The sequence below is a fragment of the Bacillus sp. J41TS8 genome (assembly GCF_018333035.1).
In the GTDB taxonomy this organism is placed as follows: Bacteria; Bacillota; Bacilli; order Bacillales; family Bacillaceae; genus Bacillus; species Bacillus paralicheniformis.
In genome coordinates, this window is sequence record NZ_BORF01000006.1 from 1 (window position 1) to 25,087 (window position 25,087).

Below are 25,087 nucleotides of genomic sequence, written 5' to 3' on the forward strand. Positions count from 1 at the left end.
GCTGTTCGCGCTGATCTTTAGAGTGCTTAGACAACATGGAAAAACCTCCAAAAACTAGATTTCACTCACATTTTAACAAAAAAAGCTTGTCGATCAAGCCACTTTTTATGGCTTTGTCGACAAGCTGAGAGCAGAGGCTAGAAGCCTCTGCTCATTGGTTATATGTGATGTCTTCATTTTCGTGATCCTGACAGCGCTCAAAGAATCCTTTAGTTAATTCATTCGGAACCAGCGGTTTAGGTGCAAACATTTGCGAAATGGCCGACACCATTTTTTTGCCGATTCCTTGATGACGGTGAGACGGGTTTACACTGATATGCTTGATCTCGACTTCTTCTTCTCTTTTCTCTACTCCTACACAGCCGACAATATCCTCGCCTTCTTTCCATAGGAACAGCTGCCTTTCAGTGTCCGTTTCATAGTCTTTAATTGTCTGCTGAAGCTGCTTGACGTCCTTCTCATTCGGCATAAACGAAAGGAGCCCCATCGCAATCTTTTCGAATGACTTTTTATAACGAATTAACATAAATACCCCTCAATATATCAAAATGTGGATCTAACGAAGGCTAGTCGCTTCACATCACATTATAAACATTTTTATAACCTTTTTAAACTCTTTTTCGGTAATTATTGAAGCGACCGGGTCAGGTTCGCCATTTCAATCGCTGCCGCGGCAGCTTCTGCACCTTTATTTCCGGCTTTTGTTCCGGCGCGTTCTACCGCCTGCTCGATCGTGTCTGTCGTCAATACGCCGAAGATCACCGGAACGCCTGTTGACATGCTGCTCGCCGCAATCCCCTTTGCCGCTTCATTGCAGACATAGTCATAGTGGCTTGTCGCTCCTCTGATGACCGTGCCCAGTGTAATCACGGCGTCGTATTTTTTCGTTTCAGCCATTTTTTTGGCGATCAGCGGAATCTCGAATGCTCCGGGAACCCAGGCGACATCAATATCATCAGCTTTGACCCCATGTCTCAACAGCGTATCTTCTGCACCGCTTAGAAGTTTGCTTGTAATAAAATCGTTGAACCTTGACACAACGATCCCAATTTTCAAATCTGTTCCAATTACATGACCTTCTATTTTATTCATATGAATCCCGTCCTTTTTTGTGATTGATTTTAGTTTAAAAATGAAGCATATGCCCCAATTTTGATTTTTTCGTTTTTAAGTACTTTTCATTGTCTTTTTTTGTCTCCATCTGCAGCGGCACCCTGTCTGCGATCGTCAGTCCGTAGCCTTCGAGACCGGCAATCTTTCGCGGATTGTTCGTCAGCAGCTTCATTTGTTTCACGCCGAGGTCTCTTAAAATTTGGGCGCCGATCCCGTAGTTGCGAAGATCTGGGAGAAAACCGAGCTTTTCATTAGCCTGCACGGTATCATATCCTTCTTCCTGCAGTTTATAAGCTTTCAGTTTATTGATTAAGCCGATTCCTCTTCCTTCCTGTCTCAAATAAAGGAGCACGCCCCGGCCCGCTTGTTCGATTTGCGCGAGTGCGGCAGCAAGCTGCGGGCCGCAGTCGCAGCGGTAAGAGCCGAAAACATCGCCCGTCAGGCATTCTGAGTGTACGCGGACAAGGACAGGCTCGTCTCCGAAAGGTATATCGCCTTTGACGAGTGCTATATGTTCCTTGTCATCGATTTCGTTTGTATAGCCGTAAACCTTGAATGTGCCGAATTCGGAAGGCAGCGTAATCTTCACTTCTCGGTTGATCAGCGTTCCCTTGCTGTAGCGGTATTCGATCAAATCTTTAATCGTAATCATTTTCAAGTCGTGCTGGTCGGCTATTTTTTTGAGTTCAGGCACCCTTGCCATCGTGCCGTCTTCATTCATGATTTCGCAGATGACGCCGGCCGGCGCGGAACCGCACGCCTCCGCAAGGTCAACGGCCGCCTCCGTATGTCCGGCTCTTTTTAAAACGCCGCCTGTTTTCGCAATCAAGGGGAAAATGTGCCCCGGTCTTTTAAAATCGCCCGGAAGCGCGTGATCATCAATCAGCGACATGACGGTCAACGACCGCTCTTGAGCGCTGATCCCCGTCTTTGTATCGCGGTGATCCACACTGACCGTAAATGCCGTGTGATGAGAATCGGTATTTTCGTCCACCATCGGATGGAGGTCAAGCCGTGAAGCGATCTCTTCATTAAGCGGCGCGCAGATCAAACCCCTTCCGTGCGAAGCCATAAAGTTGATCACCTCAGGTGTTGCGTATTCTGCTAGCGCAACGAAATCGCCTTCGTTTTCCCTGTCCTCGTCATCGACCACGATGATGACTTTTCCTTGCTTCAAATCGCGTATCGCTTCTTCAATTGTGTGAAACATAGGCGCGCGGCCTCCTTTCATTTAAAACCCGTTTTCTTTAAAAAACGATTCAGTCAATGGCTTTACCTGTTTGTCTTGTTTTGCTTGGTGGAGAAACCGGTAAATGTATTTGCCGATCATATCGCACTCGATGTTGACGATGCTTCCGGGCTTTTTTTCCGAAAAAATCGTTTCATCCAATGTGTGCGGGATAAGCGAGACTGTTACTTGATCTTCCGTCAGTCCAAAAATGGTGAGGCTGACGCCGTCTACGGCGATCGAACCTTTTAACACAAGCATTTTGGCCAGTGAAGGGTCAAGTTTTAAATCATAGTATACGGCGTTAGCCGCTTTTTCTATGCGCACGATAGACGCGGTGCCGTCGACATGCCCCGACACCATATGCCCGCCGAAGCGGCCGTTTGCCGCCATCGCCCGTTCAAGATTGACGCGGCTTCCTTTTTTTAATGTGCCGAGTGATGTTGCTTTCAGGGTTTCAAGCATGACATCCGCCGTGAAACTGCCGGAACCGAACTCATTTACGGTCAGGCAGACTCCGTTGACAGCAATGCTGTCGCCAAGCTTCACATCCTCGGTCACTTTGTTGGATTGGATGACTAAAGACATGGCGCTTCCCGCCTTTTTCATGTCCAAAATCATTCCGACTTCTTCAATGATGCCTGTAAACATATGCCACCGCCTTATTCTTTTATCGGTTTTGCCGCCAGCTTTATATCCTGGCCGATTTTGGTAATGGTTGTGAAATGCAGTAAGGGGACATCTTTCATCGATTGAAAGCCTTCACCGGAGAGGATGCTGGGAGATTGCAGCCCTCCGATTAATTTAGGGGCAAGATAGAAGATCATTTGCTGATAGAGTCCTTCTTTGACGAAGCTTGCGTGAACCGTCGCACCACCTTCGACAAAGACTGAAGCGATACCTCGGTCTGCAAGGTGCAGAAGCACGTCGCGCACCGGAAGTTCATCCGCATCCAGCACGGTTACCTGTACACCTTCTTTTTCCAGGTTCCGAACCTTTTCGGGATCTGCCTTGGACGTCGTGTAAATCCAGGTTGCCGCTGCTTTATCCTGAATGACTTTTGACTGAAGCGGGATTGACAGCGTCGTATCGAGAACGACACGCACCGGCTGATTCACTGCACCGGGGAGACGGCATGTCAAACTCGGGTCGTCTGCTTTTATTGTGCCCGATCCCACTAAAATACTCTGGTGGTTTTTTCGGTATTGGTGAGCGTCCATCCGCGCTTCTTCAGAAGTAATCCATTTGCTGTCGCCTGTTGCGGTAGCGGTTTTGCCGTCAAGGCTGGCAGCTGCTTTTAATGTCACATACGGAAGGCCTGTCCGCATAAAATGCATGAACTTTTCGTTCAGCTCTTCCGCCTGTTCTTTGAGAACGCCTGTTTCGACCTCGATCCCGGCGCTTCTCAGCATCCCGATTCCTCTTCCGGAAACGAGCGGATTCGGATCTTCGGCCGCCACGACTACCCGCTTCAAACCGGAACGGATAATCAGTTCCGCGCAAGGAGGCGTTTTGCCGTAATGGCTGCACGGTTCAAGCGTCACATAAATGACGGCTCCTTCCGCATGGCGGCCTGCCATTTGAATGGCGTGCACTTCTGCATGCGCTTCGCCGTATTTTAAATGAGCCCCCATTCCGACCACTTCACCGTCTTTGACGACAACGGCTCCGACAAGCGGATTGGCTCCTGTCTGACCTTCACCCTGCTTCGCAAGCTCCAATGCAAGATTCATATAATGCGCATCTGTCATGAATTTCCCTCCCTTCTTCCAAAAAAATAACCCCGGATGTCGATCCGGGGGGTTGTTTTTGTGCATGAGAAATAAAACTATGCATCATCATTATTTTTCACATAGTCTCTTCATCCTTCTCCCATCCAGACTTTCACTGTCGGCTTCAGCTTCTCACTGAATCCACCGCTTTGCACGAAGCACAGCGGGTCACGGGCTCTAAAGCTGTCTCTCGCTTTATTACCGCCGGTCGGGATTTTCACCCAGCCCCGAAGGATACAATCGATATTTACTTGTCCTTATGCGTAATTATAGCGGCCGCATATTAAAATTGCAATGAAAACTGCTTGCACAAAAAAACCCTCTGAGAAACAGAGGGTTTTTAATCTGCCACCTTGACGACTTTGATTAATCCGTCGATTCTGTTGGCATTAGAGAAGTAGGCCTTTACTTTGTCTCCTTCTTTAATGTCGGACAGATCCTGGTTGAGATTTTTCGCATTGAAAATGATCTTCGTTCCGTTATCTGATACCCCGTGGTATTCAGTGCCGTCAATTTTGGTGATCTTATATTGATAAATGGTATAGTTCTTTTCCTCAGATGAGACGGTTTGGCTGAGCGCCGTTGAGACATCTTGAACGCTTCCGTTTTTTAAATAATAAAAGCCTCCGGCCAGTACGGCAGCCAAAACGAGCAGAACCGTGAGCTTGAATCTTATTTTCCCCATGATCAAAACCTCCAGAACACGTTCTGAACTATCCTATGTTTATTTCCTGTGAATGATGAAATAAAACATGTTCGATTCAGACGGAAAATATGTGGTTTTTAAGTATAACGCAAAATGAAGGGAAATCGTTTCATATTCAGACGAAATACTACTTATAACCTACGAATGTACATTCTGGTTTAGGGGTGTGTGTGTGAAAACAAGCTTGAAAATTGAGTCTAAATAACTATGTTTCAAGAAACCGTTTGTTCTGTTTTCTTCGCTTTAGGTTTCGCTGTAAAAGTCGTTTCGGATGGTGATAACGGACTGGTTTTTAAGATACTCGCTGTCTTTCGTTTTGGCCCAGGCGAGAAACTTCACATGCTCGGAATGGAACAGGGCCTCGTGATGGGGCGAGCGACCAGCAGCCGCGCCGAGTCTGTGCTTGATACCGCGCACGAACTTCCAATATTGATAGAAAGGCAGTTTTAATTTTGTCATAAATCCTGCCGAGTCTTCAATCACATATCCTTCCTCCTCAATCGACGGGTCATTTGACACAGACAGGTACCATTTATAAAAATCGGTCCACTGGTCAAAAGAAATGACTTTTTGCTTACATTCTACGCGAAATGTCTCAGAAAAACAGAGGACATCTTCATACGGCAGCTTTTCATATTTCATCTGTCTTTTGACAATGTCGAGAAGGACAAGCTTATCCGATTTGTACTCGATAATGTGCGGATCTTTTTCTGGCAGCACGACTTCAAACACTAACGAAACATTGCGTGTTTTTACATATTCTTTTATATCCTCAATCTGAGATGCGTCAAACGTTTTGTGAAACAGCTCTTCCACCCATTTCGCATGGCCGTCTTTTTGTCCGCTTGCCGATGTATAAGATTTTGAGGTGAAGACGAGCTCATCGGTTTCAGAATTGTAGCCGACCGTTCCCAAAAATCCATTCGCCTTATCATAAACAGTGACCGGAAAGCGCAGCGTGTTAACGAGAACATGCATTTTCGTCGTCAGGCGTTCATCGATGTTGAAAAATTTGTTGTAGCTTCTGCTGACGATTTCCTTGGTGTTTCTGTTGATAAACAGCCCTCTTGCCTTCATGCTGACGCTGTCCCATTTTCTCTCCTGAAAAGCCTTCCTCGTAAAGTTAAAAGAGGAAATGCCTCCGGCTAATTTTTGCTCAGATACATAATCGTGTTCGTCCAAATGCTTTAGAAAATGGTCGACAGTCAGCTCCTCGTGTTCGTGATGAGAATCAAGCGAAGGAGAGGACGTTTTAAACACATCATTTTTTATCTCATGTGTTTGAATGCCAGACCGATCGATGGTGACAACCCTTAAATGCCCGCCGTGCTCCACCTGCCCTTCCAGGTTATATGATTTTGCGGCTGCATGCACTGGAAGCCGGAACATGTTTCTGTGCCCGTGGATTTGAATGATGTTCCGCCCTTCCATATTTTTTGTAAAGACATGGTCGATATCTGTCTCATATCCGCCGACACCGTTGATCAGCTGGCTGGTAGCTGTAAGCAGAAGGTTGTCAGGAAGCGCGGAAATACCTCCGTGCGTGATGATGTAAGTATCTTCTCCATACGTGAAGTAGACAATTTGGTGGAAGCGCCTCGCCAGTTCCCTGATATCTTTTTTGTCAAAGCCTGCTTCGTCTAATTCCGGTTTTGTCTTCTTGTTGAATACGCTGCTTCTTGTTTCTTCATCATGCCCGTATTGCTTCAAATATTTATCATGATTTCCTTCGAGCAAAATCACATTTTTACGATCTTTGATACTGAGCAGGAATTGAACGACTTTTGCGTTTTCTATTCCTCTATCAAGCATATCACCTGTAAAAATATATAACTCGTCATCTTCGAGTCTGCCTTTCAAATAAGAATCCAGCACCGTAAAACAGCCGTGCACATCCCCGATCACATGTATTTTTTCATAACTGTCGAGCCGCCTCGGCTTATACTGCATCACATCGTCAAATTCTTCCGGCTTGATGACCGTTGTCCAGGAAGGCGCCGGTTCGGTTAAAATCCGCTCGTGCATGGCGTGAACCACGCTGTCGGGCACCCGCTTATGCTCAGCCCTCTCCCGGTTTCTCAACAGAGCAGTCTCAAGCGGAATATCGGAAAAATCAACCACATACGCTCTGTAGCGATACTTTAAAACGAGAGCTTTATAGCTTGAAATCATGCTTGGTTTCGCATGTGTGGCATCAACAACGGTGAATTCCCCCCTTTCCATCCTTTCTTCAAGGAGGGTGAACAAAAGCTTCCATACTTTTCCGTCATTTTTTTGAGAAATGTCGTATTTCCCTTCCAAATTTAACACGGGTGACTGATGGATCAGCCTCAGCTGATCAGCAGACAGTGTATATTGATTCAATTGATGATCCCTGATCCAGGTTGATTTTCCGGTGCCAGGGCAGCCTCTAAGCAGTACCAAAGTCCTCATTATTGATCTCCTTATTTAGTTCTGATAAGTTTTATTATAAAAAAATTTAGCATTCCTTCCAAGAATATACGTCCTTATTTGCTTTTTGTTTCAAAAAATATCCCCTAAAGGGGACTTTTTACGTGTTATTTCACACCTATCCTCTTTTTATCGGACATAAAAAAGGCAGTGCTCATATAAGCGAGCACTGCCCTTTGACGGAATATTATGTTACATTTCGTTCTCCGATATGAATCGGTGACGTTTTGGCAGATGTTACGTTTCTCTCAGCAACATGTACCGGTGCGGATGTTACATTTCTCTCAGCGATTTGCACCGGTGTGGACGTTACGTTTCTCTCGGCGATTTGCATCGGTGCGGACGTTACATTTCTCTCGGCGACTTTCATACCATCTGTTTGCGTCATCAGCACAGCACTTGCCAGAGAAAGTCCTGCTACTGAAGCAGCGGCGGTTAACAACAGTTTAGATTTCATACGACCAGTCCCCTTTTTTCATTTGTTTTCGAGCACTGAATACCGTTTGATAGAAATAAACAGAGTCGCTCAAGCGCCCAATTTCATTATAGTATTCAGCAGCTTCCAATGCCAAGTCCTCAATATCGGGATACATCTTTTTTGACCCGAGCAGCTGAAAAGTTTCCAGCATTTGAGCTCTTCCGTCATCATCAAGATACAAGGCTTTCAAAAAATGAAATTTTGATAGATAGATCGAATCGTCTGATCGCCGGGCGATGTCAATCCCTTTGTTTAACGCGTCATCCGCCTGTTCCAGCTGCTTCAGCTTGAAATATGCATGTGCAAGACTAAAAAACGCTTTTGGGAGAATATCTGATGACTCTTCTTGATAAATCGCAGCAGCTCTGTTGAAGTATTCAGCCGCCCGATTAAAATCCCCCATCTTATAATAGCAGTTACCCAAATTGTAATAGGTGTGTCCTTCCAATATGAGCTGGCCTTTCTCCTGTGAAAGCTTCAGCGCCTTTTCAAGATGCGAAAGCGCTTTTTCATTCGACTCCAGATCGTCATAGTTGCCTGCGATGACGAACTCGCATTGGATTCTCCGAACCGTGTAAGTTTCATGCGCCTGGTAGGTTTCAATCGCTTGAAGCGCATAATTCATCGACACGTGGCTCTGTTTCATATGATAAAACACTTCAGCCATTTTAAAATGAAACTCGGCTCTCTCTATTTCGTCCTCGACATGCAGCAGCTTTTTTTCGGCGCGCCTGTAAAAAGAGATCGCTTTAATATAATCATGGTTTTTATATTCATACATCCCTCTAAAAAAATTGAAATAATATTCAAGCAGGCCTGTCAGCTTTCCTTGTTCATCTTCGATATCTTTTAATATTTCAGAAAAGTCAGGCGGGGTTTCGCCTTCTTCCAATGGTTTTACGTAATCAAGCATAATTCTGTGTCTGAATTCCATTAAGGCGTAATACAATAATAAGTCTTGATCTTCTTCCATTTGAGAAATTTCGCGCTCAATTTCTGCCTTCAGCATTTCGGCGTCCGTAACATTGAATTTGCGTATCGCGTTATACCAGTCATTAATTTTTACGCCGACTGCAGTCGATGGGATTTTTACGCTCACCCCTTACGCCCCTTCCTTTTATACAGATTGCGTTCTCTTTCTAGCTCTTCACTTGAATATATTTTACATAAAGGGTCATTTTTTCACAATTATTTTATTTATTAGGATCATCATTTCCTAGCAAAACGCGGTCGAAGAATCGGTCCCTGGTCCTATTGCATCTGGAAAATGAACACCGTTTCAGACAAAAAAACAGCCCGGCTTAGCGGGCTGTTTCTTCGCTTTCTAATTATGCGTCAAATACTTCGACTTTTTCCATGCCTTGTCCCTGCTCCATTGAAGTGACAGCATCAAGACCTGATGTGACTTTTCCAAAAACAGTGTGTACGCCGTTCAAGTGCGGCTGAGGCTCATGGACGATAAAGAATTGGCTGCCTCCAGTATCTTTTCCTGCGTGAGCCATTGAGAGAGAACCGGCTTCGTGTTTATGCGGATTCCCTTCTGTCTCGCATTTAATCGTATATCCAGGTCCGCCTGTTCCGGTGCCGTGCGGGCAGCCTCCTTGGCTGACGAAGCCCGGAATGACGCGGTGGAACTTCAACCCGTCATAGAACCCTTCGTTTGCAAGTTTTTCAAAGTTGGCGACAGTTCCCGGCGCCGCTTCCGGATATAGTTCAAACTCGATTTTTTTGCCGTTTGTCAGTTGTATGTATCCTTTTTTAGCCATCTTGATTCTCTCCTTTCATTTCACAAGGGTCATTATATCATATCAAAGAAGCACAGAGCCAATCTACCTGAAATAAACGGCGCTCTTGCATCACTTTTGTAAAAGATTTTAAAAAAAGGTTGAATCGCCTGTGAAAATCATGAATGATAAAAGAGCGGTGTGATACGATACCCGGAGGGCATTTGACTTGAAGAAAAATGGATCACTTTTTTTCTTTGAAACCTCTCTCATCTTTCATCCGTCTATATTTCGGAACGCATTATTTCCGTTCCGGCAGGCTTCTTTAAAAGTACAGCAATTCTGCCTGAAGCCTGCATTTTTAAGGAGGGCATTGAGCTTGAAAAAATCGATACTAGGAATCTTTACAGCATTGTGTCTGCTCATTTTCCCGCAGGTCAGCTTTGCTGACGCCGCAGTGGGTGATGTGATCGTCACGCTGGGGAAAGACTTGTCAAGCCAGGACAGACAAAAGGTATTAAAAGAAATGAATGCGCCTGAAAATGCGACCATCATCGAGGTGACAAATGATGAGGAGCATAAATATTTAGGGGATTATATACCGAAAGCACAAATCGGAACAAGAGCGATTTCTTCTTCTTCGATTACCGTAGCGAAAAAAGGCACCGGTTTGGAAGTGCAGACACACAATATCAGCAGAATTACGGATGAAATGTATTTAAACGCGCTGATGACAGCCGGTGTAAAAGACGCTAAAGTCTATATCACTGCACCATTTGAAGTATCAGGCACAGCCGCTTTGACCGGTTTAATGAAAGCCTATGAAACGACTTCGGGCGAAAAGATCTCCGAAGACGTGAAAAAAGTCGCGAATGAAGAGCTAGTCACCACTTCAGAGCTTGGCGAGAAAATCGGCAGTGAGAATGCATCAGCGCTGATGGCCAAAGTCAAGGAAGAAATCTCGAAAAACGGGGTTCCCGAATCAAAAGAGGAATTGGAAAAAACGATTGATTCCGCCGCTTCCGATCTGGGAGTGACGCTCACAGAGGATCAGAAAAAATCTCTCATGTCTTTATTTAATAACATGAAAAATATTAATATCGACTGGAACCAGGTTGGAGACCAGCTTGACAAAGCAAAAGATAAAATCACGAAATTCCTGGATTCTGAAGAAGGACAAAATTTCCTTCAAAAACTGATCGACTTCTTTGTGTCTCTGTGGAATGCCATCGTTTCCGTATTCACCGGCGGCGGCACCTCAGAGTCCAACGGTTAACACAACCGCCAAAACACCTCCTTTTTCAATTGAAGGGGGTGTTTTATTTTTGCAGAGGGGAAGTCCCCTCCGTCTTCTTCATAGTTTTCGTGAATAAAATCGGTCAGCAGTTTTGTAAATCGGTAAAACGTTTCGTTTTGCGTCGCTGCCCTGTCTTTTAGCGTGAACCGATCAAATAAAGATTGGCGGAATCCTGTGCTCATTTCAAGCTGAATGCTCAGCCCGGAAAGCGACTTGTTGGCGATGTTATTCGGATGGGTTCCGGCGTACTTGTCGTCCGTCGCCAGCATTTCAGCGGCAAACCCCGAGCGATTCAGCTCATCAACCAATATTCTGATTTTAACGCGGTCTGTCCCGCCCACTTTAATAGCGCGGTCTTCACTGTAATAGCCGTGAAGCGACATGACATACTGGTGGCTCGCAGTGATGGCGAGCGCCGCCGGCTCGTCAAAACGGGTGCTTGTAATGTGAAGATCCCTATTGCCTGATGATTTCAGCCCTTCAAACAAGTACAAGGAATAATTTTTCGCCACTTCATTGGCGATTTCACTTGTTCCGGGTTCGATGCCGCCTCCATGGATCGCCATGATGAGCATCGGCACTTTTGCGTCCTTCTCCGTCATTCGGTAAGACGCCGGATCTTCATTCCGCTCCAATTCTTCAAAGCTTGAATATTTATCAGCGGACTGTGTTGCAGGATGAGCCGCAGCAGAATATGGGAATGAAATCACAGCAGAAATTAATAAAATATTCACAGAACTGTTTATTGCTGTAAAACACTTCGCTATGTTACAATCAACACATTGCTTCAGGCACTGGAGCATGCGGTGGAGTAGGGATACTTTGGCCGGTTTCATCTACTCCGCCTCTAAATCCGCAAAATCAGCAAATCTCATCCTTTTCACCTTGATCATTGCCTTTACCATCTCCTTTGTTAAATTTTCGTTAAATTCCCAATATTATATACAATCAGCCCGGTCGCTGTTCTATGCATGTCATGATCTTTTTTGCAAAAAACACCGCCCGATGGCCGGGAAATATTCTTCATGCGGCAAACGGGAAAAAATTCTTTTTGAATAAAAAAATGGAGACCCCCCTTGAGGGAATCTCCATTTTTTATTGTTTTACTTTCGATTTCAGCGGCAGATCCAGCTTGACGATATCCTCATACGTCTCTCTCTGAATGACGAGCTGCGCTTCTCCATCCTCGACAAAAACGACGGCCGGGCGCGGAATGCGGTTGTAGTTGTTAGCCATGCTGTAGCCGTATGCACCGGTGCAGAAAACGGCGAGCACATCTCCGTCACGAACTTCGGGGATTTCCAAATCCCAAATCAGCATATCTCCGCTTTCACAGCATTTTCCTGCGATTGATACGGTATCATGACAAGCATCGTTCATCCTGTTGGCGACGGCCGCTTCATATTTTGCCTCATAAAGCGCCGGCCTGATATTATCGCTCATGCCGCCGTCAACAGCCACATATTTGCGAATGCCCGGCACCTCTTTTTGCGAACCGGTCGTGTACAGCGTGGTTCCCGCATCTCCGACGAGAGACCTGCCCGGTTCGATCCAAATCTCAGGGATGTCAAAGCCGAAATGCTCGGCATTTGCTTTGACCGCCTCGATGATTTTTTCAACATAGACATCGGCAGCGAGCGGCTCGTCGTCTTTTGTATAGCGGATGCCGAAGCCCCCGCCGAGATTGAGCACTTCCGGAATGAATGAGTAAGTCTCCCTCCATTCAGCGAGCTTTTCAAAGATCTTGTCTGCCGCAAGAACAAATCCTGCCGTATCAAAAATTTGCGAACCGATGTGGCAGTGCACGCCGAGGAGCTTAAACGCAGATGAGCGAAGGACTTGTTCGATGGCTTGTTCGACCTGCCCATTGTGCAGATCAAAACCGAATTTCGAATCTTCCTGTCCCGTCGTAATATAATCATGCGTGTGCGCTTCAACTCCCGGTGTGATTCTGAGCAAAACGTCTACAGTTTGTCCTGATTGCTTGCAAAGCTTTTCTGTAATGGCGATCTCGTGAAAGTTATCGAGCACGATGCAGCCGATTTGATGCTCCAGAGCCATGGCTAGTTCTTCAGGGCTCTTATTGTTTCCGTGAAAATGAATCCGTTCAGCGGGGAACCCTGCTTTGATCGCAGTAAAAAGCTCTCCTCCCGATACCACATCCAGAGACAGCCCCTCTTGTTCGGCAAGCTGAATCATGGCGACCGCTGAAAACGCCTTGCTTGCATACGCTACCTGCGCTTTTAAACCGGCTTCCCTGAATGCCTTCTGGAATTTTCGGGCGCGCTCTCTTATCAGCGCGACATCGTATACATAAAGAGGTGTTCCATATCTTTCTGCCAATGATAGAACATCGACACCGCCGATTTCGAGGTGTCCACTTTCATTTCGTCTGCTAGTACCATGTAAAAACAATTGTCATTCCCTCTTTCTCTATCTACAAAGGTGCAAGGGGCGGTCCGATTGCTGCCCGATGCATCTTCCGGCTTCATGATAGTGCGATTCTTATGTTGTATTATAACATTTCGTTTTAAAAACTAAACCACCATTTGTCCAAATTTTCTTGATTTACAAAGGGAATAATCCCCTAAAAAACCAATCCATTCTATTGATTATAGAATAACAGAAAACAGCACTTGATAGAAATAGGCATACATAACGTCCATTCAGTTAAAAAAAGAGCTGAAAAATCGAGATTATCGCCCATACAAATAGGCATTTACCTGAATATAATCTTAAAGATGAAACCTAAAAAAACGAAGTGGGAAAGAGGTTATCATATGTATCCAAACCGTTACCCCTACACCCCGGCTCCAGGCTATACACCGGAAGATGTATACGGCTCTTATCAGCCGGCTGTACATCATGAACAGCGAATTTACGAGCCTTATGAAGGGCAGATTATTACATCTCCGGCGAATACGAGATTTTGGCGGAGAGGAACCGAGGTTTTCCTTCATTCGTCAACGTTTGACCCGTCCGGCCGCGAAATGTTGTATGTCGTCTATCCGATCAGAAGACAGAACAACATCTGCAGCCTCCGGGCAGTCGCGATCTCTGCGAACGAATACAGAGGCATCGGGACCCCTGAATTCGATTACTGAAAAAGAGGCTTTTCCCCGGGGAAAAGCCTCTTGGAGTACCGTCTTCACGGCTGTCTGGAGCGGTTTCGCGGATGAACGATGCTCGGCCTGACTTTTCCCCCGGGAACGGAAGTGCGCACGAGAACATGCCAAAACGCTTTTCCGTTGAACGGGAGGAGGGGCCATAAGTAAGGCGTCCGCAATGATCTGATCGAAGTCATCACTATAGTTAAGATCGTTAATCCGATGACAAATCCCTCCACTTTAAAAAGCGCCACCAATATCAGCATAAACAGCTTCACCATTTTATTCGCCAGACTCAGCTCGTAGCTTGGTGTCGTGTACGCTCCGATTGCCGAGAGGGAAACGTATAAAATGACTTCGGGAGAAAACAAGCCGACATTGATCGCGATATCGCCGATCAATACGGCAGCAATCAGGCCCATTGCAGTCGAAAGCGCCGTCGGCGTATGAATGGCGGCCATTCTTAAAAATTCGACGCCGAGATCCGCCAGGAAAATCTGCATGATAATCGGGATATGAGTGTCTTTGTTTAAACCGATAAACGATAAATGATCAGGCAAGAGCGACGGCTGAATGACAAACAATAGCCAAAGCGGCAGCAAAAAGGTGGAGGCCAAAATACCGAAAAACCGCACCCACCTTAAAAACGTCCCAACAGCCGGTGTCTGTCTGTATTCCTCAGCATGCTGTACATGGTGAAACAAGGTCGTCGGCGTAATGATGACGCTTGGCGACGTATCGACGATCACGATGACATGCCCCTCTAAAATATGGCTTGCGGCTACGTCTGCCCTTTCCGTAAACCTGACAAGCGGAAACGGATTGAAGCCTTGGCCGACAATGAATTCCTCTACCGATTTATCCGACATCGGCAGTCCGTCGATCTTCACATTTTCAATTTCTTTTTTTAATACTTCAACAAGATCGGGATCTGCAACATCTTCCAAATAGCAAAGGCAGATGTCTGTTTTGGAGCGTTCACCGATATGAAGCATTTTATAGCGCAGGCGTTCATCTCTGATCCGGCGTCTGATCAGGGCTGTGTTGACGATGATGTTCTCGACGAGCCCGTCTCTTGCACCGCGTACGACTTTTTCTGTATCAGGCTCTTCCGGCGTTCTGCCCGGATAGCTTCTGACATCAATGATAAATGCAAATCCCGCATCTTCGACGATGATGGCAACCAGTCCCGACAGCACTTGGTCCACCGCTTCATCAAGCGTTTCTGCTTTTGAAACCTGCTGGTTCAAAAGCCTGTTTTCGACAATGTCTTCGACCTCGCCCGACTCTTTTTCTTTATCATTGAGATGGACCAGTTCCCTTAACAGGTGAATGATGTATTGGGTGTCGCACAACCCGTTGACATAATAAAGCTGAACTTCATGGCCGAGGATAAAGACCTTGCGTACGCCAAGGTCAAAGCTTTCTCCCATGCCGACCCGCTTCTTGAAATACGCTTCATTCTTAGAAGGATCAAGGAATACGTTCGTCTTCTCTTGCTTTTGAGCACTCATGATACCCGCTCCTTTCTAAAATGAGCTCGACCGCTTTCATTGTAATCGGCGACCCTTTTTCCACATCGTCTTTTCTGTTCATTTTACCGATATCACCGATTCCGACGATGATCGGAACATCCAGCTGATCAAGGCAATAGACCGTGTCACCGTTCATTCGTTTGACATCGAGCTCTTTGACCCCGTGTTTATCGACGCCGAATTCCGTCAGTTCACCTTCCGCATCGATTGATACATCGATCCTTGTCCACTCTGCATAATGAGTTTTTGAAGCGACGGCGATGACCCCGAGCACCTCGATATCGGCATGCATCGCTACATATTTCATCGCTGTCTCTCCCGGCCCTTCGCCTTGAAGTCCGGAATCATCAAACATGACGAATACAGGATCATGAGGGGTTTCTAGGATCATGGATACAAGCTCCGGTCCCGTTTTAATGCTTGGATTCCCCGCCGATTGGGAAATACAGCGGCCGCCCGTTTTTCTTGCCGCATATTCGATTGCTTTTGCAGCGTATATATCGCCGTCTGTGACCAAAATGACCTTGCGTTTTGCTGGCATTATCCTTTATCCTTTCGGTTTAAAAATCACGGCAACAAGAAAAGCAAACAAGATAGCGGCAGATACACCGGCAGATGTCAGTTCGAATATCCCCATGCCGATTCCGATAAAGCCATGTTCCTCAGCCTGGTGCATCGCGCCGTGCAAAAGAGAATGGCCGAAGCTGACAATCGGGACTGTAGCCCCGGCACCGGCAAATTCGATAAAACGGTCGTAAAGGCCGAAACCGTCAAGGATCGCTCCTGATACGACAAAAGTTGACATGACATGAGCCGGCGTCATTTTAAAGATATCAAGCAAAAGCTGGCCGATGACGCAAATCAATCCTCCTGCAATAAAAGCAATGACATATTCCATCTTAAGCGTTCCCCCCTTCGGCCCGTTCAAATACGACGCCATGGGCAATGCATGGTATCGATTCTTTTTGCTGGACGATCGTCGGGCTTAAAAGGGCGCCTGTCGCTACAACAAGCACTCTGTTCAGCCTTCCCGCTTCAATTTCTTTAAAAATGTGGCCAAAGGTGACGACAGCGGAACAAGCACATCCGCTTCCACCTGCAAAAACCTGCTGGTCAGGCGTATAGATCATCAGTCCGCAGTCATTATGTTTTGTCCCGACATTGATTCCTTCCTCTTTTAACAAATCCTTCAAAATCGGGCTGCCGACACCTGAAAGGTCGCCGGTTAAAATTAAATCGTAATCATCAGGGGTGCGTCCCAGATCCTCTAAATGCTGCTTGATCGTATCCGCCGCAGCGGGGGCCATCGCCGACCCCATATCCTGCGAATCGGTAATCCCCAAGTCGATAACTCTTCCGACGGTTGCACTGCTGATTTTGATGCCGCCTGGCTGCTGACTGAGGACGACTGCTCCGCTTCCGGTCACTGTGGATGTAGCGGTTCCCGGCTTTTGGCCGCCGTATTCCGTCGGGTAGCGAAACTGCCTTTCAGCAGTAGCATTATGACTGCTGGTTGCCGCTAGGGCACGCTTTGCGAAACCTCCGTCAATCAATGCCGAACTGATCGCGATCGATTCCATTGATGTCGAGCATGCTCCAAATAAGCAAAGAAAAGGAATTTTCAAATGCCTCGCCACATAGTTGGCTGTCACGTTTTGGTTGAGCAGATCGCCTGCCAAAAAGATATCGATGTCTTCCTTTTTAAGATTTTGTTTTGATAACGCAGTCTGAACCGCATCCTCCATCAGCTTGCGCTCTGCCATCTCCCAGTTTTTCTGGTTGCAGTGCATTTCATCATACGTTTTATCAAATAAGTGTCCTAAAGGCCCTTCTTTTTCTTTAGGTCCAACCGCTGTTCCGCTCGAGTTAACAAACAGCGGGTTCTCGAACTCCCATGTTTGTTTTCCAGTTAATTTCATGATGTTTTCCTCCTAAAACAACTTGTCAAAGGCAAAGCGGATCATTCCCACAATATAAGCGGCCACAACGCCGAACACGATGACGTTTCCGGCAAGCTTGAACATGTTTGTCCCCACGCCGAGAACATAGCCTTCGCTTTTATGCTCAAGGGCTGCACTCGTCATACTGTTGGCAAACCCTGTAACCGGAACGGCGGAACCAGCGCCGGCAAACTGGCCGATTCTGTCGTAGACGCCAAGGCCTGTTAACAGAGCGGAGATTAAGATGAGCGTAGCAACCGTCGGGTTTCCAGCTGTTTTTTCATCAAAGTGGAATACGGCCATATAAAAATTCTGGAGAGCCTGGCCGATCGTACAGATCAGACCGCCGACAAGAAAAGCCTTGATACAGTTCAGGACATAAGGCGGCGTAGGCTGATAAGCTTTGACTTTCGATTGGTAATTATCTTTCAAACTTGACATCATATTCCTCCTTTTATGACAAATGAACAAAAATGAGCCATTGAAACATCGAGCCAAGGATCTTCCCGAACACAATGGCCATTAAAAGAATCAAAATCCTGTCCCCCATACCGATGCGTTTCGCCAGTATCGGAAGCACGTTCAACACTTCTGTCAGCGCCGCTGCAAGCATTCCGATGAAAACGCCCGCAAAAAGGCCGATCGGAACAAGCAGCCATTTGGATAAAAAAAAGCGGGACATGTTCAGCGATTCCCATCCTCCGAACACCGCGCCCAGAATGACAGCCCATTCATACGCCTGGATAAACCCTTGCGTTTTCGTCAGCTGAGTCAGTCTCGGTATAATGCCAAGCACGGTAAGAAAAGCGACAAATCCAGATCCAACCGCAATCCCTCCTGCGAGTCCGAGAAAGATGATAAAGATCACGCTAATGATCATGAATATCCTTTGTCGTTTCTTTGTTTTCGTGCAATGCCACATAATGGTCCAAATCAAGCTGATATTTAAACATCTCGACCTCCAGAGGGCTCGGCTCCTCGTTAAACCGTTTTTTAAATAAATGATTAAAAAACAAAATCATGCCGAGACCGAGACCGATGCTGTACGGAATCTGCAAAAGGTATGGATAGCGGTTCTCCTTGCCCGTCACCATTTCGTAAAGCAAGATGTGTACGTCCCTCATGCTGACATCTTCATGAAAGTTCATGACAGCAAGGCCGGCACCGACGAACAGGAGCAGCCAGACGCCGACGAACAGTACGGGAGACAGCCCCCTTTTCGGATATTGGATCTCCACGATTGTTTCGGAACCGCCGACGGTTTGGACGTCAAGGTCAGGAAACGATTTATGTACAGCTTCGATCACCTTCATCACGTCCAACACCACCATGCTTTGATCCGCTTTGCTGACCTGATAAATAGGCAGCCGTTCAAGCTTTTCTTTGTATCGGCGGTCGCCCGCTACCTGTGCGATATGGCCGAGCAGAATCAATTCATCGGGATCGGCCTCAAGCCGGTGGCGGAGTCTGATAAAAACTTGACGTTCCATCTGGGTCACTTCCTATATGATGGTTATAGTTGTAGTATGAAGTACATCCCATTTATCATTCAGCAAGCGGCAAAAGACCATAAATTACCACAAAAAAACCGGAACACTCTTTTTTGGAGCGTTCCGGTTTTTCATTAGACATCCGAGCAGCCTCAGCTTTCAAATTGATCCATCTGGTTTTTGATTTGCTTTAAAATCTTTTTTTCAAGCCTCGACACTTGCACCTGGGATATGCCGAGGCGGTCGGCAACTTCAGATTGCGTCTTGTCTTTGTAATACCTTAAATAAACAATCAGCTTTTCCCGTTCATCCAAATCCTTGATGGCTTCCTTCAAAGCGATTTTATCGAACCACTTCTCTTCCGACTGATCGGCGATTTGATCCAGAAGTGTAATCGGGTCTCCGTCGTTTTCGTAAACCGTTTCATGAATGGATGAGGGAGAGCGGACCGCTTCCTGAGCCATCACGACTTCTTCCGAACTGATTTCGAGATAATCGGCGATTTCCTGAACGGTCGGAATCCGTCCGTTTGACTTGGAAAGCTCGTCTTTTGCCCGCCGGATTTTGTTGCCGAGTTCTTTCAGCGAGCGGCTCACTTTGACGGTTCCGTCATCTCTGATAAACCGCTGAATCTCGCCAATAATCATCGGGACGGCGTAGGTGGAAAACCGAACGTCATAGGAAAGATCGAATTTGTCCACCGACTTCAAGAGGCCGATGCAGCCGATTTGAAAGAGGTCATCAGGCTCATAGCCTCTGTTCAAAAAACGCTGAACGACAGACCAAACAAGACGCATGTTTTTTTCTATGAGGAGGTCCCTTGCTTTTTGATCGCCGTTCTGGCTGTTTTTAATCAGTTCTTTCACTTCATGGTCTTTAAGCTGAGTGTTCTGGTTTTCTTTTTTAACCTCCACATCCATAACAAATCTCCCTTAATTGCAAAGCGCTTTGCTTTTTGATAAGTGCTTTGTTAAGTGTATTGTGGTTCCCATCTCAGGTGAGGAGTCGATCGAGATATCATCCATGAAATTTTCCATGATCGTAAAGCCCATTCCCGACCGCTCGAGTTCAGGCTTTGTCGTGAACAGGGGCTGGCGCGCTTCCTCAAGATCAGGGATGCCGACTCCTTCGTCACGAATCGTTAAGTAGACGATATGATCATGAAGGGTGACGGAAATGTATACGTCTCCCTGCCCTGAGTTTTCATAACCGTGTATGATCGCGTTTGTGACCGCTTCGGATACGACCGTTTTAATTTCGGTCAGTTCATCCATCGTCGGGTCGAGCTGAGCGATAAAAGCAGCGACTGTCACCCGTGCAAACGATTCGTTTTGGCTGAGTGCCGTGAACTGGATATTCATTTCATTTTTCATGACGCCACCCCCAACGTTTCAAGTGCACGCTGCTCTGATTGCTCAAGGCGAATGATTTTAAACAGCCCGGACATATCAAATAAACGTTTGACAGCAGGAGAAATGGCGCAGACGATCATTTCTCCGCCGAGCTGTTTAATCTCCTTATATCTGCCGAGCACGACGCCAAGTCCTGAACTGTCCATAAACGAAAGGTCTGCAAGATTCATGACAATATGGCGAATGCCGGATTGTTCCAGATGGTCACTGACTTGTTTTCTCAAGGTTTCTGCTGTATGGTGATCGAGTTCACCTGTCAACCGAATGCATAGTACGGATTCTTTGACGTGAATATCGATTCCGAGGCTCATCCTCATTCCTCCTTGGTTTAAATCGGATAATGAGTGTTTCGCTTCAGACTTTATAAATTCCTTCACCGTGACAAAACTAGTGACCGTTCGGCATTATTCACTCCACTTCGTCCAGTGGGTCATCGTCCGCTTGAACATCGTCCACATCCCTGCTTTATCCATGTCTTTTTCCGCGACAAGAGGGCTTTCAGCGAGAACCTTTCCGTCCTTTTTCAATACGAGCGTCCCAAGCTCTGTGCCTTTTTTGACAGGGGCCTGGATATCTTCCTTCTGTTTGATTTCTTTTTTAACAGCTTCGATATTTTCGCCTTTTTTCGTCAAAAGGGAAATCGGTTCCGATGTGACAAGGTTTATTTTTTGCTCATGGCCTTTATTGACCTTCAAATCGGAAATGATTTCATTGCGTTTATACATCGGATGCGTTTCATATTGGCTGAATGCAAAATCAAGCATTTTTGTGATTTGGGCATTTCGTTCTTTTGGCGTACTGGCACCAAAAACGACAGCGATGACGCGCATGTTTCCTTTTTTCGCTGAAGCTGTCAGGCAGTACTTTGCTTCATTTGTAAAGCCGGTCTTGACTCCGTCAACGCCGGGATAAAATTTGATGAGGCGGTTTGTGTTGACGAGCCAGAATTTTTTATCACTGTTTTCTCTCAGATAGTCTTCATATGTTCCCGTAAATTTCGTGATGTTTTCATATTTTAAAAGCTCTTTCGCCATGAGTGCCATGTCATAGGCTGTGCTGTAATGGCCTTCTTCAGGCAGACCTGTCGTATTTTGAAAAGATGTATCCTTAAGGCCGAGCTCAGCGGCTTTTTCATTCATTCTTTTGACAAATTCCTCTTCAGATCCGGCAATATGCTCTGCCATTGCCACAGAGGCATCATTACCCGATCCGATGGCGATCCCTTTCAGCATATCTTCAACCGTCATTTCTTCGCCGGGCTCAAGGAAAATTTGCGATCCCCCCATTGAAGCGGCATACTCGCTTGTTCTGACTTTGTCTTTCATTTTGATCTTGCCTTCATCAAGAGCTTCCATGATCAACAGCATGGTCATCACTTTTGTCATGCTGGCCGGGGGAAGCTTTTCACGGCTGTTCTTGTCATACATCACCTTACCGGTATCCCGCTCGATTAAAACGGCAGATTTTGCGTCATCAGCAAGCTCCGACGGTTTCTTTTCGCTCTCTTTTGCAAACGCCGGCGGCGCAGTCATCAGGATTATCGTAAAAATCAGCAATTTGGATAAATGACGTTTCATCACCCAGACCTCCATTTCGTAATCCTCTCTATTTTTTCCAATCCAGTTGGATTTATACGGATTGATTGGAAAAAATTTCTCATCAGGCAAAAAGAAAGAGCCAATGCAGGTTCTTATTTGAACTTGCATTGGCTCACATTTCAACTTCGCGGCGGTTTTAGCCAATTTTGGCGACGGCCGCTTTAACAAACCGCAAAAAGTCGGCTTTTACTTTTTCGGTGACTTCGATCACTTCGTCATGGGAGAGCGGCTGATCGAGGATTCCGGCTGCCGCGTTTGATATACACGAAATGCCGAGCACGCGAAGGCCCGCATGTTTTGCCACGATGACTTCCGGAACCGTCGACATGCCGACAGCATCCGATCCGATCGTTCTGAGGAAGCGCACTTCGGCAGGCGTTTCGTATGTAGGTCCTGTGACGGCTGTGTAAACCCCTTCTTGTACACTGATGTTCAATTCTTCGGCTGTTTTTTTCGCCAAGAGGCGCAGTTCCTTATCATATGCGGATGACATGTCAGGGAATCTGACACCCAGCGAGGAATCGTTCGGCCCGATCAGCGGATTCGTTCCCATATAATTGATATGATCGGATATGATCATCAAATCGCCGGGACGGAACGATTCATTGACGCCGCCTGCGGCATTGGTCACAATTAAAGTCTCGATCCCGAGTTCTTTCATGACACGTACCGGGAAGGTTACCTTGTCCATTGAATATCCTTCGTAAAAATGAAAACGCCCTTGCATCGCGACGACTTGCACATTTTCAAGTCTGCCGATGACAAGCTGTCCGGCATGCCCTTCAACAGTGGAAACAGGAAAATCCGGGATGTCTTCATATTTAATGCGAACGGCGTCTTTTATCTCATCAGCAAGCACGCCAAGGCCCGATCCCAAAATCAAGCCGACCGCCGGTTTGATTTCTGTTTTGCTTTTAATATAGTCTGCGGCATTTGCAATCATCTGTTTCACGTCGTTTCCTCCTATTTCAGCAGGGATAAAAAGCTTTTTCCGTACTTTGGCATATTCGTTTTAAAGTTGTCGGCAATCGTCGCGCCGATGTCCGCGAATGTATCTGCGAGCGGAAGCGCACCGGGCTTTTCGTGCTTTTTGCTGTATACAAGAAGCGGCACGTACTCCCTTGTATGGTCTGTGCCATGGTGAACCGGATCATTGCCGTGGTCGGCGGTAATGATGAGCAGATCGTCTTCACGCATCTTTTCAAATACTTCAGGAAGGCGCGCGTCGAATTCCTCGAGCGCTTTTCCGTATCCTTCAGGATCGCGGCGGTGCCCGAACAGCGCGTCAAAGTCCACGAGGTTTACAAAGCTGATTCCTGTAAAATCTTTGTCAAGCGTTTGCACCAGCTTGTCCATCCCGTCCATATTCGATTTCGTTCTAAGCGATTCCGTAATGCCCTCGCCGTCGTAGATATCGGAGATTTTGCCGATCGCAATCACATCATAGCTGTCATCTTTCAATTCATTCATTACGGTTCTGTCAAACGGCTTCAGTGCATAATCATGCCGGTTCGGCGTCCGTTTAAATTCGCCCGGCTTGCCGACAAACGGCCTCGCAATGACGCGTCCGACCATATATTTCTCGTCAAGCGTAAGCTCGCGCGCGATCTCGCAGATTTTGTACAATTCCTCGAGAGGTACGACTTCTTCGTGTGCGGCAATCTGCAGAACGGAGTCCGCTGAGGTGTAGACGATCAGCGCGCCGGTTTCCATATGCTCCGCACCGAGCTCATCCAAAATCGCAGTGCCTGATGCAGGTTTGTTTCCAATCACTTTTCTTCCGGACTTCTGTTCAAGTTCATGGATCAATTCGTCCGGAAAACCTTCGGGAAACACCTGGAAAGGTTTGTCTATGTAAAGTCCCATTATCTCCCAATGACCAGTCATCGTATCTTTTCCGTTTGAAGCTTCTTTCATTTTGCCGTAATAGGCAAGCGGCTCTTCTGCCTTTTCGACACCTTTGATTTCTCGGATGTTGCTGAGTCCGAGCTTCGACATGTTCGGCAGGCGGATGCCTCCCATGTGTTCAGCAATATGGCCCAATGTATCTGCGCCTTTGTCATTAAATTGATCGGCATCAGGCGCCTCGCCGATTCCAACGGAATCCATCACAATTAAAAATACGCGGTTGTAATCAAATGCAGGCATTTGTCGGCCTCCTTTTTTTCTTTCTGTCAGCTGTAGGCTGTCACGCTTGGCATAAAAAAACCAAAATACCGCTATTAGCCAAGTATAAACCGTTTACACAACAGTTGACAATACGAACGGGAATAGTGAGAAACTTCCCGCAATTTGCTGCTCACTCAACATGAAAAACCGTGCTTTCGCCTGTTCTTTTAGGCTATGCACGGGGATGGTATTGCTTATATACGTCTTTCAGCCTTGTTTTCGTCACATGTGTATAAATTTGCGTCGTCGAAATGTCGGCGTGTCCGAGCATTTCCTGAACGGCCCGGAGATCGGCTCCGTTTTCGAGCAGGTGTGTGGCGAATGAGTGCCTCAGTGTATGCGGCGTCAGCTCTTTATTAATTCCCGCTTCCAAGGCGATTTTCTTTAAATTTTTCCAAAACCCCTGCCGGCTCATCTGTCTGCCGTGGTGATTCAGAAACAGGGCGTCTTCGGAATTTTTTTTCAAAAGCTTTCCCCTCGCTTTTGACAGATATTCGCCGACTGCATGTGACGCCGCTTCGCCGAGCGGAACGATCCGCTCCTTTCTTCCTTTCCCGAAGCAGCGGATAAAGCCCATCGATAAATGGACATCGGACAGCTTTAATGCGATCATCTCGCTGACGCGGATTCCTGTCGCATACAGTAATTCCAGCATCGCTTTATCGCGGTAGCCGAACGGCCCCGTCAGCTTCGGCGTATCGAGAAGCGTTTCGACTTCCTGTAATGACAGCACCTTCGGGAGCGTCCGTTCCGTTTTTTGTGACTCAATATGGACGGACGGGTCCTGGGCCGTTACTTTTTCCCTCAGCAGAAACTGGTGAAAGCTGCGGATGGAAGCGAGATGCCTCGCAATCGTCTTACCGGATTTTCCGGCGTCTTTTAAATGCTTTAAAAACTGGATGATGGTAAGCCTTGTCACCTGGTCAAAAGAGCTCAGCTGCTCCTGTTCCTCTAAATAGGCGGCGTAGCTGTTCAAATCCCGTTCATAGCTCACAACCGTGTTGTGGGAAAGCCCCCGTTCAACAACGGCGTAGTGGATAAAGTCTTTAATATGAACTTTCACGCTA

At 46.6% G+C, this 25,087-nt stretch carries 28 protein-coding genes and 1 riboswitch; of the genes, 2 read left to right on the forward strand and 26 right to left on the reverse strand.

The window, feature by feature from the left end; translation table 11 throughout:
- Positions 1-151: 151 nt before the first annotated feature.
- The 10 genes from KI350_RS09905 to KI350_RS09950 all read right to left on the reverse strand — a co-directional run bounded on the left by KI350_RS09905 (position 152) and on the right by KI350_RS09950 (position 9,514).
- Positions 152-526, reverse strand: coding sequence for a GNAT family N-acetyltransferase (locus KI350_RS09905; RefSeq protein WP_020452011.1), 375 nt, complete (start codon positions 524-526; stop codon positions 152-154).
- Between the two features lie 101 nt (positions 527-627).
- The gene (gene ribH / locus KI350_RS09910; protein ID WP_003183115.1) at positions 628-1,092 is read right to left on the reverse strand and encodes a 6,7-dimethyl-8-ribityllumazine synthase; all 465 of its coding nucleotides are present in this window, start codon (positions 1,090-1,092) and stop codon (positions 628-630) included.
- A 34-nt stretch (positions 1,093-1,126) separates the two neighbouring features.
- A complete protein-coding gene (locus KI350_RS09915; RefSeq protein ID WP_020452012.1) occupies positions 1,127-2,323 on the reverse strand; it encodes a bifunctional 3,4-dihydroxy-2-butanone-4-phosphate synthase/GTP cyclohydrolase II in 1,197 nt (398 codons plus the stop codon).
- A gap of 21 nt (positions 2,324-2,344) precedes the next feature.
- The gene (gene ribE / locus KI350_RS09920; RefSeq protein WP_020452013.1) at positions 2,345-2,992 is read right to left on the reverse strand and encodes a riboflavin synthase; all 648 of its coding nucleotides are present in this window, start codon (positions 2,990-2,992) and stop codon (positions 2,345-2,347) included.
- An 11-nt stretch (positions 2,993-3,003) separates the two neighbouring features.
- On the reverse strand, positions 3,004-4,092 hold the full coding sequence (ribD, locus tag KI350_RS09925) for a bifunctional diaminohydroxyphosphoribosylaminopyrimidine deaminase/5-amino-6-(5-phosphoribosylamino)uracil reductase RibD (RefSeq protein WP_020452014.1): 1,089 nt from the start codon (positions 4,090-4,092) through the stop codon (positions 3,004-3,006).
- A gap of 109 nt (positions 4,093-4,201) precedes the next feature.
- Positions 4,202-4,352: riboswitch (FMN riboswitch) on the reverse strand.
- A gap of 101 nt (positions 4,353-4,453) precedes the next feature.
- Positions 4,454-4,798 carry a hypothetical protein gene (locus KI350_RS09930; RefSeq protein WP_020452015.1) on the reverse strand — a complete coding sequence of 115 codons (345 nt, stop codon included), beginning with the start codon at positions 4,796-4,798 and terminating at the stop codon, positions 4,454-4,456.
- Between the two features lie 264 nt (positions 4,799-5,062).
- Positions 5,063-7,252, reverse strand: a complete 2,190-nt coding sequence (locus KI350_RS09935; RefSeq protein ID WP_020452016.1) for an RNA ligase — start codon at positions 7,250-7,252, stop codon at positions 5,063-5,065.
- Positions 7,253-7,457: 205 nt separating this feature from the next.
- On the reverse strand, positions 7,458-7,727 hold the full coding sequence (locus KI350_RS09940; RefSeq protein WP_020452017.1) for a hypothetical protein: 270 nt from the start codon (positions 7,725-7,727) through the stop codon (positions 7,458-7,460).
- Positions 7,717-8,847, reverse strand: a complete 1,131-nt coding sequence (locus KI350_RS09945) for a Rap family tetratricopeptide repeat protein (protein ID WP_020452018.1) — start codon at positions 8,845-8,847, stop codon at positions 7,717-7,719. The genes KI350_RS09940 and KI350_RS09945 overlap by 11 nt, the downstream gene beginning before the upstream one ends.
- A 229-nt stretch (positions 8,848-9,076) precedes the next feature.
- On the reverse strand, positions 9,077-9,514 hold the full coding sequence (locus KI350_RS09950) for a peptidylprolyl isomerase (RefSeq protein WP_020452019.1): 438 nt from the start codon (positions 9,512-9,514) through the stop codon (positions 9,077-9,079).
- 337 nt (positions 9,515-9,851) lie between these two features.
- Here KI350_RS09950 and KI350_RS09955 point away from each other — a divergent pair, with 337 nt between their 5' ends.
- Positions 9,852-10,748, forward strand: coding sequence for a DUF1002 domain-containing protein (locus tag KI350_RS09955; protein WP_020452020.1), 897 nt, complete (start codon positions 9,852-9,854; stop codon positions 10,746-10,748).
- Here the strand turns inward: KI350_RS09955 and KI350_RS09960 are convergent.
- Complete coding sequence (locus KI350_RS09960; protein ID WP_020452021.1) at positions 10,745-11,605, reverse strand: poly-gamma-glutamate hydrolase family protein; 861 nt, start codon at positions 11,603-11,605, stop codon at positions 10,745-10,747. The two genes, KI350_RS09955 and KI350_RS09960, sit on opposite strands and share 4 nt — an antisense overlap.
- 259 nt (positions 11,606-11,864) lie before the next feature.
- A complete protein-coding gene (lysA, locus tag KI350_RS09965; protein WP_020452022.1) occupies positions 11,865-13,184 on the reverse strand; it encodes a diaminopimelate decarboxylase in 1,320 nt (439 codons plus the stop codon).
- A gap of 365 nt (positions 13,185-13,549) precedes the next feature.
- Between lysA and KI350_RS09970 the strand changes: the two genes are divergently transcribed.
- Positions 13,550-13,873, forward strand: coding sequence for a hypothetical protein (locus tag KI350_RS09970; RefSeq protein WP_143260970.1), 324 nt, complete (start codon positions 13,550-13,552; stop codon positions 13,871-13,873).
- A gap of 44 nt (positions 13,874-13,917) precedes the next feature.
- Here KI350_RS09970 and KI350_RS09975 read toward each other — a convergent pair whose 3' ends face one another.
- The 14 genes from KI350_RS09975 to xerD form a co-directional block, all read right to left on the reverse strand.
- On the reverse strand, positions 13,918-15,390 hold the full coding sequence (locus tag KI350_RS09975) for a spore germination protein (protein WP_020452024.1): 1,473 nt from the start codon (positions 15,388-15,390) through the stop codon (positions 13,918-13,920).
- Complete coding sequence (gene spoVAEA, locus KI350_RS09980) at positions 15,350-15,952, reverse strand: stage V sporulation protein SpoVABEA (protein ID WP_020452025.1); 603 nt, start codon at positions 15,950-15,952, stop codon at positions 15,350-15,352. The genes KI350_RS09975 and spoVAEA overlap by 41 nt, the downstream gene beginning before the upstream one ends.
- 6 nt (positions 15,953-15,958) lie before the next feature.
- Positions 15,959-16,309 carry a stage V sporulation protein AE gene (gene spoVAE / locus KI350_RS09985; protein ID WP_020452026.1) on the reverse strand — a complete coding sequence of 117 codons (351 nt, stop codon included), beginning with the start codon at positions 16,307-16,309 and terminating at the stop codon, positions 15,959-15,961.
- Between the two features lies 1 nt (position 16,310).
- Entirely contained in the window at positions 16,311-17,330 is a 1,020-nt protein-coding gene (spoVAD, locus tag KI350_RS09990) for a stage V sporulation protein AD (protein ID WP_020452027.1), read from the reverse strand.
- 12 nt (positions 17,331-17,342) lie between these two features.
- Positions 17,343-17,792, reverse strand: coding sequence for a stage V sporulation protein AC (gene spoVAC / locus KI350_RS09995; RefSeq protein WP_020452028.1), 450 nt, complete (start codon positions 17,790-17,792; stop codon positions 17,343-17,345).
- A gap of 13 nt (positions 17,793-17,805) precedes the next feature.
- Positions 17,806-18,231 carry a stage V sporulation protein AB gene (locus tag KI350_RS10000; RefSeq protein ID WP_025811211.1) on the reverse strand — a complete coding sequence of 142 codons (426 nt, stop codon included), beginning with the start codon at positions 18,229-18,231 and terminating at the stop codon, positions 17,806-17,808.
- Positions 18,221-18,841, reverse strand: coding sequence for a stage V sporulation protein AA (locus KI350_RS10005; protein ID WP_020452030.1), 621 nt, complete (start codon positions 18,839-18,841; stop codon positions 18,221-18,223). The genes KI350_RS10000 and KI350_RS10005 overlap by 11 nt, the downstream gene beginning before the upstream one ends.
- A gap of 152 nt (positions 18,842-18,993) precedes the next feature.
- A complete protein-coding gene (sigF, locus tag KI350_RS10010; RefSeq protein WP_020452031.1) occupies positions 18,994-19,761 on the reverse strand; it encodes an RNA polymerase sporulation sigma factor SigF in 768 nt (255 codons plus the stop codon).
- A gap of 12 nt (positions 19,762-19,773) precedes the next feature.
- Positions 19,774-20,214 carry an anti-sigma F factor gene (gene spoIIAB, locus KI350_RS10015; protein ID WP_020452032.1) on the reverse strand — a complete coding sequence of 147 codons (441 nt, stop codon included), beginning with the start codon at positions 20,212-20,214 and terminating at the stop codon, positions 19,774-19,776.
- On the reverse strand, positions 20,211-20,564 hold the full coding sequence (spoIIAA, locus tag KI350_RS10020; RefSeq protein WP_020452033.1) for an anti-sigma F factor antagonist: 354 nt from the start codon (positions 20,562-20,564) through the stop codon (positions 20,211-20,213). Before spoIIAA ends, spoIIAB begins: the two co-directional genes overlap by 4 nt.
- Positions 20,565-20,657: 93 nt before the next feature.
- Complete coding sequence (locus KI350_RS10025; protein ID WP_020452034.1) at positions 20,658-21,830, reverse strand: D-alanyl-D-alanine carboxypeptidase family protein; 1,173 nt, start codon at positions 21,828-21,830, stop codon at positions 20,658-20,660.
- A gap of 157 nt (positions 21,831-21,987) precedes the next feature.
- Positions 21,988-22,794, reverse strand: coding sequence for a purine-nucleoside phosphorylase (locus KI350_RS10030; RefSeq protein ID WP_031304985.1), 807 nt, complete (start codon positions 22,792-22,794; stop codon positions 21,988-21,990).
- A 20-nt stretch (positions 22,795-22,814) separates the two neighbouring features.
- Complete coding sequence (gene deoB / locus KI350_RS10035; protein WP_020452036.1) at positions 22,815-23,999, reverse strand: phosphopentomutase; 1,185 nt, start codon at positions 23,997-23,999, stop codon at positions 22,815-22,817.
- Between the two features lie 193 nt (positions 24,000-24,192).
- Positions 24,193-25,083 carry a site-specific tyrosine recombinase XerD gene (xerD, locus tag KI350_RS10040; protein WP_023855928.1) on the reverse strand — a complete coding sequence of 297 codons (891 nt, stop codon included), beginning with the start codon at positions 25,081-25,083 and terminating at the stop codon, positions 24,193-24,195.
- Positions 25,084-25,087 lie beyond the last annotated feature (4 nt).

Coding starts and splice junctions, on each gene's coding strand:
- KI350_RS09905 (WP_020452011.1), bottom strand. CDS start 526: ATGTTAATTCGTTATAAAAAGTCATTCGAAAAGATTGCGATGGGGCTC.
- ribH (WP_003183115.1), bottom strand. CDS start 1,092: ATGAATAAAATAGAAGGTCATGTAATTGGAACAGATTTGAAAATTGGG.
- KI350_RS09915 (WP_020452012.1), bottom strand. CDS start 2,323: ATGTTTCACACAATTGAAGAAGCGATACGCGATTTGAAGCAAGGAAAA.
- ribE (WP_020452013.1), bottom strand. CDS start 2,992: ATGTTTACAGGCATCATTGAAGAAGTCGGAATGATTTTGGACATGAAA.
- ribD (WP_020452014.1), bottom strand. CDS start 4,092: ATGACAGATGCGCATTATATGAATCTTGCATTGGAGCTTGCGAAGCAG.
- KI350_RS09930 (WP_020452015.1), bottom strand. CDS start 4,798: ATGGGGAAAATAAGATTCAAGCTCACGGTTCTGCTCGTTTTGGCTGCC.
- KI350_RS09935 (WP_020452016.1), bottom strand. CDS start 7,252: ATGAGGACTTTGGTACTGCTTAGAGGCTGCCCTGGCACCGGAAAATCA.
- KI350_RS09940 (WP_020452017.1), bottom strand. CDS start 7,727: ATGAAATCTAAACTGTTGTTAACCGCCGCTGCTTCAGTAGCAGGACTT.
- KI350_RS09950 (WP_020452019.1), bottom strand. CDS start 9,514: ATGGCTAAAAAAGGATACATACAACTGACAAACGGCAAAAAAATCGAG.
- KI350_RS09960 (WP_020452021.1), bottom strand. CDS start 11,605: ATGAAACCGGCCAAAGTATCCCTACTCCACCGCATGCTCCAGTGCCTG.
- KI350_RS09970 (WP_143260970.1), top strand. CDS start 13,550: ATGTATCCAAACCGTTACCCCTACACCCCGGCTCCAGGCTATACACCG.
- KI350_RS09975 (WP_020452024.1), bottom strand. CDS start 15,390: ATGAGTGCTCAAAAGCAAGAGAAGACGAACGTATTCCTTGATCCTTCT.
- spoVAEA (WP_020452025.1), bottom strand. CDS start 15,952: ATGCCAGCAAAACGCAAGGTCATTTTGGTCACAGACGGCGATATATAC.
- spoVAE (WP_020452026.1), bottom strand. CDS start 16,309: ATGGAATATGTCATTGCTTTTATTGCAGGAGGATTGATTTGCGTCATC.
- spoVAD (WP_020452027.1), bottom strand. CDS start 17,330: ATGAAATTAACTGGAAAACAAACATGGGAGTTCGAGAACCCGCTGTTT.
- spoVAC (WP_020452028.1), bottom strand. CDS start 17,792: ATGTCAAGTTTGAAAGATAATTACCAATCGAAAGTCAAAGCTTATCAG.
- KI350_RS10000 (WP_025811211.1), bottom strand. CDS start 18,231: ATGATCATTAGCGTGATCTTTATCATCTTTCTCGGACTCGCAGGAGGG.
- KI350_RS10005 (WP_020452030.1), bottom strand. CDS start 18,841: ATGGAACGTCAAGTTTTTATCAGACTCCGCCACCGGCTTGAGGCCGAT.
- sigF (WP_020452031.1), bottom strand. CDS start 19,761: ATGGATGTGGAGGTTAAAAAAGAAAACCAGAACACTCAGCTTAAAGAC.
- spoIIAB (WP_020452032.1), bottom strand. CDS start 20,214: ATGAAAAATGAAATGAATATCCAGTTCACGGCACTCAGCCAAAACGAA.
- spoIIAA (WP_020452033.1), bottom strand. CDS start 20,564: ATGAGCCTCGGAATCGATATTCACGTCAAAGAATCCGTACTATGCATT.
- KI350_RS10025 (WP_020452034.1), bottom strand. CDS start 21,830: ATGAAACGTCATTTATCCAAATTGCTGATTTTTACGATAATCCTGATG.
- KI350_RS10030 (WP_031304985.1), bottom strand. CDS start 22,794: ATGATTGCAAATGCCGCAGACTATATTAAAAGCAAAACAGAAATCAAA.
- deoB (WP_020452036.1), bottom strand. CDS start 23,999: ATGCCTGCATTTGATTACAACCGCGTATTTTTAATTGTGATGGATTCC.